The 13,474-nt window shown below is 48.2% G+C and carries 8 protein-coding genes; all 8 read left to right on the forward strand.

The window, feature by feature from the left end; all coding sequences use genetic code 11:
• Positions 1–64 precede the first annotated feature (64 nt).
• Positions 65–3,475 carry a hypothetical protein gene (locus tag J7439_RS07020; RefSeq protein ID WP_209201118.1) on the forward strand — a complete coding sequence of 1,137 codons (3,411 nt, stop codon included), beginning with the start codon at positions 65–67 and terminating at the stop codon, positions 3,473–3,475.
• A gap of 255 nt (positions 3,476–3,730) precedes the next feature.
• Positions 3,731–5,653, forward strand: a complete 1,923-nt coding sequence (gene thrS / locus J7439_RS07025) for a threonine--tRNA ligase (RefSeq protein WP_209201119.1) — start codon at positions 3,731–3,733, stop codon at positions 5,651–5,653.
• Between the two features lie 104 nt (positions 5,654–5,757).
• Positions 5,758–6,300, forward strand: a complete 543-nt coding sequence (infC, locus tag J7439_RS07030) for a translation initiation factor IF-3 (RefSeq protein WP_101744900.1) — start codon at positions 5,758–5,760, stop codon at positions 6,298–6,300.
• A 164-nt stretch (positions 6,301–6,464) separates the two neighbouring features.
• A complete protein-coding gene (gene rpmI / locus J7439_RS07035; RefSeq protein ID WP_066018013.1) occupies positions 6,465–6,656 on the forward strand; it encodes a 50S ribosomal protein L35 in 192 nt (63 codons plus the stop codon).
• 35 nt (positions 6,657–6,691) lie between these two features.
• Positions 6,692–7,048 carry a 50S ribosomal protein L20 gene (rplT, locus tag J7439_RS07040; RefSeq protein ID WP_209201120.1) on the forward strand — a complete coding sequence of 119 codons (357 nt, stop codon included), beginning with the start codon at positions 6,692–6,694 and terminating at the stop codon, positions 7,046–7,048.
• A gap of 238 nt (positions 7,049–7,286) precedes the next feature.
• Positions 7,287–8,063 carry a ferredoxin--NADP reductase gene (locus J7439_RS07045; protein ID WP_209201121.1) on the forward strand — a complete coding sequence of 259 codons (777 nt, stop codon included), beginning with the start codon at positions 7,287–7,289 and terminating at the stop codon, positions 8,061–8,063.
• 414 nt (positions 8,064–8,477) lie between these two features.
• Positions 8,478–10,952 carry a hypothetical protein gene (locus J7439_RS07050; RefSeq protein ID WP_209201122.1) on the forward strand — a complete coding sequence of 825 codons (2,475 nt, stop codon included), beginning with the start codon at positions 8,478–8,480 and terminating at the stop codon, positions 10,950–10,952.
• A gap of 960 nt (positions 10,953–11,912) precedes the next feature.
• Positions 11,913–13,106 carry a group II intron reverse transcriptase/maturase gene (ltrA, locus tag J7439_RS07055; RefSeq protein WP_209201123.1) on the forward strand — a complete coding sequence of 398 codons (1,194 nt, stop codon included), beginning with the start codon at positions 11,913–11,915 and terminating at the stop codon, positions 13,104–13,106.
• Positions 13,107–13,474 lie beyond the last annotated feature (368 nt).

The following is a 13,474-nucleotide window of genomic DNA, read 5'->3' on the forward strand; positions in this document are numbered from 1 at the left end:
GGAACTAAACCTGTTTTATGGTACTCAAAATAGAATCAGCTCATGATTCAGGAGATATAACCGGATGGAACCCTCTAATAACAACCCCGTTGACAGGCACTCTGCAGGCCCACAAACCCCGTCGGAAGATACACATCAGGCATTGGGCATCAATATCGTGGGTGGTGCCAGTACTTCTGGCGCAATGGATGATTCCGTAACTCTGCATGACAGACAGGTTGAGGCTTTACCGCCTGCCAATAAAGTCCAGAGTGTTATTCCCCCTGATCATGATACGGGCAAATTACGAACAGCGCTGATCAATCAGGCTATCAGTTATTTATCTATTGTCAGGAAAGATGTATCCGGTTTGCCGGTGGTGACTGGCGTATTTGTCAGGGCGTTTCGCCAGCCCATGGTTTCAGAAATTCAGGCTTCAGTAGCTCAGGTACCTGTTCTCAGGGATGAAGACTTTCTCAGTAGTTGGCAGATGGATATCGTGGTAAGCCCTGGGCAATGCAAGGATTTAGCCCGGGTAATGGGGCGTTTTTTGCATAAAGAGAAAAAAGAAGATGCTCGTGTTTCTTCTTTCTCTGGAACAGGTGTACTTCAGGAAGAGAAGTTTCATTATCTGTTCAATGGCGAAGAGTTCTTTTCAATCAGGTTATTAACGCTTGACGCCCCCGTAAACCTGAATATTGGAGATTACACCTATCAACCCTCTGAGGGAAAGCCTGTAACACTCAGAATATCCACTGAAGCCTGGGGCACATGGCTGAATCAACAGTTTGCTGGTTTGGTTAATAATCCCTGTGCGTACAATATTATCGAGACCGAATTCCAAACCCAGGCAATAACCGATGAGGAAGCGTGGTGCCTTTGTCCTGAAATTCAGCAATGGATCTACTCACAACAGCCGGTTTATCTGCATCCAGCGGTTTATTATACCTATTGCACAGCCAATATGGCCCAACCCGTTTATTCGCCATTAGCAACTGCCTGGCAACCCGGATACTGTTCTGGTACTCCGCAAGTTCCAACAGTGTCTTTTTCGCAACCATTTGAGATAAACGTACCAGGTGATCTTGAGGCGGCGGCTATAACATCGGTAATGCAGCCCGGTAAGCAGGGAATAGTTGAAGATCAGACTGGTGATCTGACACAGTCTTCTACAGGTGAAACCGCAACACCTGTCGCACTTCAATCAGGTCCGGCACATTTGGTGTTGAACAATGGTAGCAGTCTAATAAAAGATACCGATGCCATTCAGGACCTTGGCTTTTCCCTGATTGCAGACGTACTGCCATCTCTTGAACCGGCGGGAGCCGGAATTGTGCACCAGGGCTCGAAAGTTGAACAGTCTGAATCAAATAACGAAAGCAGCGGTGACAGCAAAAGCAGGGGAAGAAGGCAACGACGCGGAGTTAATGCGCCTGAACGAACAAAAAATGCCCGGAAAAAAGGCAGCGCAAGGGGGCTGCGTGCAAGAGGAAGTGATCGTTATGGATTTGCGGCAGCGATTCAGGCTTTAACCAAAGTCACTAATGTTGTCGCTGACGAACAGAGGGCACGGTTGGAGAAGTTGTCTATACCTGATGAGGTGATTAGCGGGTTAAACAACCTTATCAGTACTGAGAAAAGCGCTGAATTAGTGCGCCACCCTTTCAGGCGCAGTCCTTTCCTTGGCAGAGCCCAATGCTACTACGTCAAACAACCTGAAGAGGGCTTTAACTACAGCTATGAAGGGCTGGCTGGCATTATTGAAAAGATGGTTCATGAATTATGTGACTCCCTGAAACAGAGTGAGTGTTCTGTGGCGAGCCAGAATGAAGTCAGGGCGATTATTGCGGCATTAATGCTTAAATATCTGGTCTATATGCCCAAAGAAAAACATCAAATGAGTGCGCTTCTGTTCAAATTAACAGACATGATTGAACATGACTGCAGAATCATTGCGCACTATGAAGCGGGTAGCGGTTCACCGATCCTGAAGTTGTTGCCGCAGACTTTTCTGGTGGTATTGACCTCAGTTGAATTGGAAAAAATAACCCTGCCGGTAAACCTTCAGCAGCGGTTAGTCAGTACTCTTGCCACCATTATGTCTGCGTCTAATCATCATGGCTGCTACGATATTTCTGCATCAATTATTAGCTCGCTTCACCAGTTACCGCTTGATTTGCCTCTGCCAGACCTGAATTGGCAGGAAGTTAATAACCTGGCAATACAGATACAGGAAACCTTTGGTTATTTGCACAAATTGATGGATTTTCCGGGGGCTTTGCGGGTAAACCGTCTCACAGTTGCCCGGGCAGTGATGGATTTGAGGGATGGACTACATGCACTCCAGGAAAAAGGTAAAGATAGCCGGAGCCTATCGTGGTTCTCATCGGTACCCGGGAAGCAAGACCGCATCGCCATGGCTGTTCGTTCCGCTGAGAAAATATTGGGCGACGATGAGCTGGCATTCAAGAAGGCGTGTCGTGAGTTAGTCCTGGCTAAACGTAAGGCGCAGGAGGATATACGCAGAAAGCGACTTGAAGCGCGGATGAGAATGCAGCAAAAAGAGAGCCATCCGCCAGAACAGCCTGGCTGGGACATTGAGCAACCAGAGGAACAAAATGAGGAGCAATCTGAGAAATCGCGTTATTGTCTGGTGACCGCGCCCATCAGGGAGACGGCAGTCGATGCTATCAAGTTGGAACTCAGTCCATGGGAACAGAAATTGGCCGTTGCCGTATCGCTGTATAAAGATGGCCAGCTTGCTGAGGCTGAAGCCAGCAGGGCGTCTGCACTGAAAGCCTGTAAAGATAAGATTGACCGGGCCTGTGTATGGGCGGACTGTGGCAATGCCTTGCTGGAACCCTATCACGAGTTGCTTGCCCGGGTGGTAACGGTCACAGCAAAAGTCACTCCGGTTAAACGTCTACTGGATCTTATTGCACAACTTATTCCCGATGACGTGGTGAAAAAATCTGGCGATGCAAAAAACTGGCTGTCAGCAAAAAAATATAAAATACCAAAAGAAGCGTCACTTTTATCATTAGCCATGAGCTTGCCATCACAAGATGAGATGAATTCTTTACTTAAGGCGCTCAGATCGACTGTGGAGATGTATGAAAAGGCGGTAGAGCTGATGAATGATTGCTCTGTCTTGCAGTTGCGGGATACGGGGGATTTTATCTTGCATATTATGGAGAGTGACCTGAATAGCCTTTTTGATCAGCAGGATGACTTGCTCTCCATCAGAAAGGTGGTTGCCAGTGTCATGACTGCGCGCTCTGAACTTATGAAGAAACTCGGCTTTTATGGTCCTCGCTCCGGGTCCAGTGCCAGCACAGAAGCAGCCATCACTTATCAGAAGAGCGTTTATACTCAGCTGCGTGAGCGCTTGAGCAGGGAAGCAGCACAATTTGATGTTAATGAAGCGGATTTGACGAAATGGGGCAACTTAATGGAACGTATCGGTCAGTTGAGAATAAAGTCTTCTGAAGTGTAAATGCGTTTTGAAGATCTTTTATTGACATATTCGTGTATTCACTACGATGATATAACGTTAGACCTGCAATTTTCTCCCCCGGTTTTATCAACCAACAGTTCCTGATGAACGTTGAGAAAATTCATGCAATCCCTGGTATGGATTGCCACTGGTTTTTGGCTCTCAGCCCTGCGTATGGGTTGGCACGAGCAATAGAACAAGCAGCCTCCGGTACCGGTTGCCACTGTATAGTGATTACAATGTAAGGACTCCTTCATGCCTGTTATTACGCTTCCCGATGGCAGCAAACGTGAGTTTGCTGATGCAGTATCCGTAATGGAAGTCGCCCAGGACATCGGTCCGGGGCTGGCCAAGGCGACCCTCGCCGGCCGCGTCAATGGTGAACTGGTGGATGCCAGCGCCAAAATTGCCGAAGATTCTGATTTATCCATCATTACCACCCGGGACCAAGAGGGTGTGGATGTTATTCGTCACTCTACCGCGCACCTGCTGGCGATGGCGGTGCAGGACCTGTTTCCTGGTGCCCAGGTGACCATTGGGCCAGTGATTGAAAACGGCTTCTACTACGACTTCTCCTACGAGCGCGCTTTCAATATGGACGATTTGTCCAAAATTGAAAAACGCATGGAAGAGCTGGCCAAACAGGATCTCGCTATCGAGCGTGTGGTGATGAGCCGTGAAGAAGCCGTCAGCGCCTTTAAAGCCATGGGCGAAGAGTACAAGGTTGAGATTATCAACGACCTGCCCGCCAGTGAAGAGATCTCTGTCTACCGCCAGGGTGAGTGGATGGACCTCTGTCGTGGCCCACACGTGCCTTCCACCGGTAAGTTGAAAGCGTTCAAACTGATGCGGGTGGCCGGTGCCTACTGGCGCGGTGATTCCAATAATGAAATGCTGACCCGCGTCTACGGTACTGCCTGGGAAGACAAGAAAGCCCTGAAGGCCTACCTGCATCGTCTGGAAGAAGCGGAAAAACGCGACCACCGTAAATTGGCCAAGAAGCTGGACCTGTTCCACATGCAGGAAGAAGCACCGGGAATGGTGTTCTGGCACCCTAACGGCTGGGTGATCTATCAGGAACTGGAACAGTACATGCGCAACCAACAGCGCCTGGCCGGCTATGAAGAGATCAAGACCCCTCAGCTGGTGGACCGCAGCCTGTGGGAGAAGTCCGGTCACTGGGATAAATACGCCGATGGCATGTTTACCACCAGCTCTGAAAACAAGGACATGGCCATTAAGCCCATGAACTGTCCTTGCCACGTGCAGGTCTTTAACCAAGGCCTGAAGAGCTACCGTGATCTGCCGCTGCGACTGGCTGAATTTGGTTCCTGCCACCGTAACGAACCTTCCGGTTCCCTGCATGGCCTGATGCGGGTGCGTGGCTTTGTCCAGGACGATGCCCATATTTTTGCCACGGAAGACCAGATTCAGTCAGAAGTCTGTGAGTTCATCGACTTCCTGCACAGCGTTTACGACGATTTCGGTTTTGCCCGTGAAAACCTGATTTACAAGCTGTCTACCCGCCCTGAAAAGCGCGTAGGTTCCGACGAAATCTGGGATAAAGCCGAAAAAGCCCTGGCTGAAGCCCTGGATGCCCAGCAGTTGCCATGGGATGAACTGCCCGGTGAAGGTGCTTTCTACGGACCAAAGATCGAATTTTCCCTGAAAGACTGTATTGGCCGGGTGTGGCAATGTGGCACCATTCAGGTGGATTTCTCCATGCCGGGTCGGCTGGGTGCGGAATATGTGGACGAGCACGGAGAGCGCAAAACGCCGGTTATGCTGCACCGTGCAACCCTGGGATCCTTCGAGCGCTTTATCGGTATTCTGATCGAGCATTATGAAGGTGCCATGCCGGTTTGGTTGGCTCCCATGCAGGCTGCTATCCTCAATATCACTGATCGTCAGGCCGATTACGCCAGAAAATTGGAAAAAAACCTCTCTGAACAGGGCATCAGGGCAAAAGCGGACTTGAGAAACGAGAAAATCGGCTTTAAAATCCGCGAGCATACTTTAATGAAGGTTCCTTATCTGCTGGTGATCGGTGATAAGGAAATGGAAGCCAATACCGTGGCGGTCCGTACCCGCACCGGTGAGGATTTGGGCGTAATGTCCATCGAAGCGTTCCAGGAAAGCCTGCAGGCAGATGTCCTCAAGCGTGGTCGCACAGCCTGAGTGGCTGTGCCGCCTTCCGATGCACTTCGAGAACACTGTTCCGGGTTGCCTGATGGTCTGGCAGCCTTGGAGCTTACTATGTTGCTTACACAGGAGATACAACCATCAGACGCAACAGCTTCCGTGATCGTCGCCCAGTAAAGGCTCCGATTAATGAAAATATCCGTGCAAAAGAGGTCCGCCTCATTGGGGCCGACGGAGAACAGGTCGGTGTAGTTGATATACAAGATGCGTTAAGCATGGCTGTGGAAGCGGGGCTGGATCTGGTTGAGATCAATGCGACCAGTGAGCCGCCGGTCTGTAAGATCCTGGATTATGGTAAGCACCAGTACGAATCGAAAAAGCAGAAGGCTGCGGCCAAGAAAAAGCAGACTTTGATCCAGGTGAAAGAAATCAAGTTTCGCCCGGGTACCGAAGAAGGGGATTATCAGGTAAAACTGCGCAACCTGATACGTTTCCTTACTGAGGGCAACAAGGCGAAGGTCTCCCTTCGTTTTCGTGGTCGTGAGATGGCTCACCAGGAGCTGGGCATGGAACTGATGAAACGGGTTGAAAAAGACCTGGAAGAGATCGGAACCGTTGAACAGCATCCGAAAATGGAAGGCCGTCAACTGATCATGGTGATTGCCCCTAAAAAGAAGAAGTAATTAAAAAAACGGCGTTTGGGTTTGGTGTCCGTTGAGGGTATCGGGTCTGGCCGTTTTTTTTAGTGCTTCGTGCCGGTTGATGGCTTCGGCTTTTGGCGGCAGTATTTTTAATTGTCCCGACGCTGGTTTCGCAGATCAGTGGTCGCGAATGCGGAGTGTTTTTCATGCCAAAGATGAAAACCAACAGTGGAGCCGCGAAGCGTTTCAAGAAAACCGCTTCCGGTTACAAGCGTAAAGGTGCCTTCAAAAGTCACATCCTGACCAAGATGACCACCAAGCGTAAGCGTCAGCTGCGTGGTACCTCACTGGTATCTCCGGCCGATCAGGGTCTCGTTAAGCGTATGCTGCGCGACTAATCGCTTTTTTGATCATTTTACAGGAGAGATAACTCATGGCACGTGTTAAGCGTGGCGTCATTGCGCGCCGTCGTCACAAGAAAGTTCTGAAGCAGGCTAAAGGTTATTACGGTGCACGTTCACGTGTATTCCGCGTAGCCAAGCAGGCAGTTACCAAAGCTGGTCAGTATGCTTACCGCGACCGTCGTCAGCGTAAGCGTCAGTTCCGCGCTCTGTGGATTGCCCGTATCAATGCCGGTGCTCGCATGAATGGCCTGTCTTACAGCCGTTTCATCGCAGGTATGAAGAAAGCGGCTATCGAAATCGACCGTAAGGTTCTGGCTGATCTGGCCGTTCACGACAAGGTGATTTTTGGCCAGCTGGTGGAAAAGGCGAAAGCTGCTCTGGCTTAAGTTTTTATACCGGTTTGTATGAGGGAGACCTGCTTTTGCGGGTCTCCTTTTTTTTGTTTGTTATTCGTTCAGACTCATTTCATGTTGGCAGAGAATGAGGCCAGCATTTTTTCCCGAATTTTGCTAAAGTTACCCTTGGTTTTTAAGGTCGCTGATAAAAAGGGCCTGGCTCCACCGTCGGATATGGATTCCGAAGTCATCTTTGGTAAGGACGCAAACAACGAAAAAGAAGCAAAGTATGTCAGCATTTAATCAAGAAACCGTGTTAACCGTGAAGCATTGGAATGATACTTTGTTCAGCTTCACCACCACCCGTGACTCATCGCTCAAATTTCATAATGGTCATTTTGTCATGCTGGGCCTTGAAGTGGATGGGAAGCCGTTGATGCGGGCATACAGTATCGCCAGTGCCAACTATGAGGAGCATCTGGAGTTCCTTAGCATCAAGGTGCCTGATGGGCCTCTGACTTCCAGACTTCAGCATTTAAAGCAGGGGGATTCCGTGCTGGTCAGTCGCAAGCCGGTTGGTACCCTGGTGGTGGGTGATTTGAAGCCGGCTCAGAACCTGTTCCTGTTTGCCACCGGTACAGGTCTGGCACCGTTTATGAGCATTATCAAAGATCCTGAAACCTATGAGCGGTTTGAGAAGGTCATACTTGTTCATGGCGTTCGTTACGTCAGTGAACTGGCTTATCACGACTACCTGCTGGATGAATTGCCTCACCATGAATACCTGGGAGAAGAGATTCGTCAGAAGCTGGTCTACTACCCAACCGTTACCCGTGAGCTATTCAGAAATACCGGCCGACTGACAGATCTGATTACCAGTGGTCGGTTATGCAATGACCTGGACCTGCCACCACTGAACCCACAAACCGATAAGGCCATGATCTGTGGCAGTCAGGCCATGCTCAATGATACCTGTGATATTCTGGACAGCCTCGGCTTTACTGCATCGGCTCATACCGGAGATGTGGCTGATTATGTGATTGAAAGGGCTTTCGTTGACAAATAATTATCTGATAGTACTTTTGTCCGGTTAAAAATCCGGTTGAGTCTGAAAGTGCCTGTCCTTAATGGTTAAAATAGTGGTTATCCAGGCGGCTATTTTAAAAACCAAAGGGTAGGCATAAATCACACTGCCGCAATTCCCATCAGCTGTTTCCTGCCAATAAATTTCACATTACTTAAGTAGCTAACCATATGGAATCATATATTTCTGACTCCTTGTGCCGGCACTCTGCTTCGTTACAACTCCGGTCACATAGCTACGGCTATGCTCCCTCCGTTGTGCCCAGCATAGTACCAGCCCAAGTAGCCAGAAATATTCGATTCCATATGGCCAGCTACTTACAACAAGCTGTTATATCTATAGAGCTTAATTACAGAACTACACTAAGAGGGTCTAACTCGAACAAAGAACTGTAATATGGATTCCCAAATTTCACCTGAATGCACTTACGCTGCCTCGGGTTCACATGAACCCCTGCTACCCGAACAACAGTCTGCTGATCAAGCGACCACTGTATTCAATCCGAAGCGGGCATTGAAACGCAGTAATGAGGAATGTTGTGTAAGAAAAACAAGCAGTCTGATCAATCTAAAAGAGATAAAAGATTCTCTTCATGCAAGACTTTGCCAGCGTTCAACCAGTAACCAGATGGTATGTGGGTTACGAATACCGTCATCACGACCTCAGCAGAAAGATATATCCCCCCTTCCTGTAGAGATATCTATTGAACAAGTAACGCTTAATGATCAGCCTGCGACAACAGGAAAATCCCGAATAATCAAAGACGAAAAATCAGAGCCTGAAAAGGATCTGGAAATCGGCCGTCTGGAAATAATAAATAGCCTTCAGGCAATCATAAAAGGAGAAGGAGTTTGGGAAAAAATCACACATTCATTGATCAGGTGCTGCGCTGACCTGGAACAAGGGGAAGAAGATGAAGAGTGGCTTGATTACATGTGTTTAAAAATTCAGGTAATTGATGAAAATCCCAAAAAATACTGGAACTATTACCCCAGAGCATTACGCTCCATCATCCAGGAGATAATCTACACAACGCTAAAGACAATTCATCGCTATAGAGGATCAATGCCAGACGTAAATCCTGAGCATCTGGATAGTCTGAATAATGGGATACAGCAGATTTTAAAGAAATATTACCAAAGGTTTGGTGAAGAATGGTTCTGTCAGATTTTAAATCCTGGCACTTACATGAAAAGAACCATGATTCATCCTTCGCAATACAGTGTCATACCCTGGTATCACTATGAGGTTATTCCCAAAACCCTAACCAGGCTACTCGCTCCAACCTCAGCAACGTTAGCATACCTTCCTGTTTTATGGGCACTGAAAAACGAAGTGACGGCGATAGAAACAGCCCTTGGCTTTGATGCACAAGCCATACAGGAAATGGCCGATAGAAAAGAGCAACAACGGCTTCTTAAGTTGTTCACTCATCGCCCGCTGGACACACTCCTCTCGCCAGTGGACTCTATGGAAGGATTTTCAAACTTTGGCAACACCTGCTTTGCAGCCGTTTCGATCTGGCAAATTCTGGCTTCACGCTATATTCATTTACTTGCAGCTTCCTTACATCAACAGGCGATTGAGGATGACCCCGGTACCGAGCTGGATCACAATGAAGGGTGTATATCCCTGGGCCCGGGAAAAAAAGCAATTCCTCTGAAAAAACTCACTCCTGAAGTATGCCTGACATTGATCAAAAAAGCGTCAGACATAAAAGTAAAAAAACAGCTTTTAACTGACGCGCTCAGAAAGTGTCTGGTCACTATGGAAAACCAGCATTTAAAAAAACAGTACTCGAAAATGCAAAAAACCTATGAGTTGTTTTTAACGTTATGCTCCGCTTGTGCTTCTGATAATATTTTCATGGGCTTTGAAAATTTCCATGAAAATTACGTAGAATATATAACTACCCGACTCCTGCTGCAGAAAACAGAAAACAAAAAAAACACAGAGAGTGATTTCTCTCAACAACTTGACCAGGGTAATGAACTACCGGTTTTACCCCTGAACAAATTACCACCACAGGATTCAGCAGAGTTTTTAGCACCACTATTAGAATTGGTTATCCCCGCAGAGCAACTGAAAAAATGTGCATTCAGGGTTTTAACTGAACGGCAGATTATGAGGGACTCTGATATATTAATGATCACTGATGACCCACGGACAACTCCCGTGAACACCTCCGGAGTCTCTCAGGTAGAAGATATAGTTCAACCTGACACGTTGATTTATTCCGTCTCGGTTTCTCCTGAGCAGGCTGAAAGAGATGATTTCTCCATTCAAATGATTCTGGATAATGCGCTTTCCCTGAAAGATATACCTGACAATGAGCACCAGAAAATAACCATAGATTGTATTAATTTCAGACATGCAATCAATAACCTCCCGGACCCTCTGTCCAGGGCAAAAGAGACGGGCACAGGAGACCTCCTGTGGGATGTCCTTCAAGAGCGGGAGGTACTATTGGTGGAAGATGTTCCGGAGGTGATCACTGTTCAGCTAAAGGTGCTCTCCGATCCATGTGACCGGGCAAAAGTTGCGGAAAAATTAGCCCATGATGTCACTCAGGATTTTCAGTTAACCTTCAGAAAAGCCAGCCCTGACGCCTCTCTTCCGCCAGAAGACGTTATCCAAAGGTACAGGATTGTGGCCAAAGTGTTTTATGTTGAGGACAGAGATGTAAGAACACGTCACTACCGGTGTTTGATAAATGGCAGGGACCGGTTACCAGAGAATGATGAACAACCGGTGATTGATCAAGTTGTTATGGATGATCAAAGGGTATTCATCGCACCGCAAAATCAGGAAGACTTATATCAGCTCGGTATTCTCTGTATGTTTACCGCTGAAAAAATCTGCTGTGGCTAAGTCATTAACCAAATGAAATCGTGTTTTCTTACTAAGTGGGCAGCCACTCCCGGCAACTGCTCCTGCACTATTCCAGCCCCTGCATCCATGCAGTCGTTCGGCGTTACAACTCCTGTCACATAGCTAAGGCTATGCTCCCTTCATTGTGCCTTGCATAACGACTGCCCACTTAGCCAGAAATATACGATTCCATTTGGCCAACTATTTACTATGGAAGAACCGTGATAACAACAAAGCACCTGTTGATACCCACTAATCCGTCATGGACGTTTATACCAGCTCTTAGGGTGGATATTAAGCTTACCCCTCCATTTTCAATGGCTTTTGAATGGAACCACGAAGGACACAGTGTGACACGAGAGCAGAGTCGGTCTGCTCGTAACTGCAATTGAGATGGAGGTAGGCCCTCCGGTGGCGGCTTCTGGAAGCAGCCATCAAACCACCGTAAGCTGCGCCGGTAAAGAGCCGGTGTGGTGAGCGTTACGGAAAAGGCGCAGCATGACTGCGTCAGGTATGAGATCAGGAGATGAACGCAAGTGAACCACTGATGACGCCTCGAAACGTGGTCCGATGGCATCAAAAACGAGGGGTGTGTTCACCTCGTGAAAAGTTCAGGGGAAATCCGGTTACTGCCTGAACGGTGTCCGGGGCATAGGTGGCATGAACTGATCTCAGGCTCTTTTGTGGAACGTGGGAGTCTGTCGCTCTGGTGTTAAGGGAGCCAGCCAAGCAGCTGAACTGCGGAGGCTCAGAGTACCAATACAGAGCACAGAGGAGGACCAGTCCGGTGTAGTGATGAAGCCTCTGTAATGGAGGTGGAGCGAAAGGACTGGCTTATCCGGTTGAAGCAACAGATCAACCGTCGTTTATAGCGTTGTTTTATAAAACGGGATGAGTCTGATGACTGAAACAAAACCGTTCACAATTTCGAAACAGCTTGTTTATCAGGCGTGGCTGAGAGTGAAAGCGAACAAGGGGAGCGCCGGATTTGATGATCAGTCACTGACTGACTTTGAGGCTAATCTGGGCAGGAACCTGTACAAGCTATGGAATCGAATGTCGTCGGGAAGCTACTTTCCTCCCCCCGTCATGCGTGTGGAAATCCAGAAGAAGGATGGAGGCACGAGACCGCTGGGAGTGCCGACAGTAGCCGACCGCGTAGCCCAAACGGTGGTGAAAATGATCGTTGAGCCAGTAGTGGAACCTGTTTTCCATGAAAACTCCTACGGTTACCGGCCAAACCGGTCAGCACATCAGGCGCTGGCTGTGGCTCGGGAGCGTTGCTGGCACAGAGACTGGGTAATTGATCTGGATATCAAGGGCTTCTTTGACAATCTGGATCATCAACTGGTCATGCGGGCAGTGGAACACCATATCAAGGATCGTTGGGTTTTGCTGTACATCAAACGTTGGCTTGAAGCTCCGGTAATCGATGGAAGCGAAGTCGTTGAGAAAGAGGAAGGAAAAGGCTCTCCACAGGGTGGAGTGATTAGCCCGTTGCTGGCCAACCTATTCATGCACTATGCATTTGATCACTGGCTGGCACGTAATATCAGCGGAGTCTGGTTTGAGCGTTACGCTGACGATGCATTAATCCACTGTCGTACTAAGGAAGAAGCTGAACTTGTGTTGAACGCTGTCCGGGACCGTTTACTCGAGTGTGGTCTTACGCTACATCCAACCAAGACAAAGCTGGTGTATTGCAAGGATGACAACAGGCAAGGGGAGCATGAAAACATGGCTTTCGATTTTCTCAGCTACACCTTCCGACCCCGATTGATCCGAAATCGATATGGGAAGTTCTTTGTGAGCTTCCTTCCGGCAGTCAGCAAAGCAGCGATTCAGGACTTCCGGAATAAGATTAGAGGTCTGGAAATCCCAACGAAGAAAAGAGGCTGTAGCCTTTTGGAAATAGCCAGAAAAATCAATCCACGAGTACGGGGATGGATAGATTACTTCGGTAAATTCTATCGTTCTACAGCAAAGAATGCCCTTTACTATGTGGAAGACACTCTGGTTCGTTGGGCTATGGGTAAATACAAGAAATTGAAGGGGCGCAAGGCTAAAGCTGGCCGATGGCTGGCAAGCATTGCAAAGAGAGTCCCGATGTTTATGGTTCACTGGCGCATATGTCAGAAACCAGCGGTTGGATAAGAAGAGCCGGATGAGGGGAGACTCTCAAGTCCGGTTCTGTGAGCGCCTGAGGGGGAGGTTCCCTTGGGCGACTCGACAAGAGCACGAAGGAAAAGAAAATCTCTTCTTTGTGCTCTTCGTGTTCTTCGTGGTTCCATCTTTAACTTTCCGAAGAGGGGAGTAGACGCTTAATGTCTACCCTAAGTATACCAGCTGAACAACTGGTACTTACATTCCTATAACGATGTCGCAGAACTGGATAGTAAGCGCCAAAATAACCCACGTCCTACCCTGCTCAGATTTGATCAAGGATCATAAAGCCTCTGATTACATGGAGGCTCCAATGACCAATCCAGAAACCACTAAAGAACAATGGCTGCAACGAATCG

This window comes from Salinisphaera sp. G21_0 (genome assembly GCF_017744115.1).
Taxonomy (GTDB): domain Bacteria; phylum Pseudomonadota; class Gammaproteobacteria; order Pseudomonadales; family Endozoicomonadaceae; genus Endozoicomonas.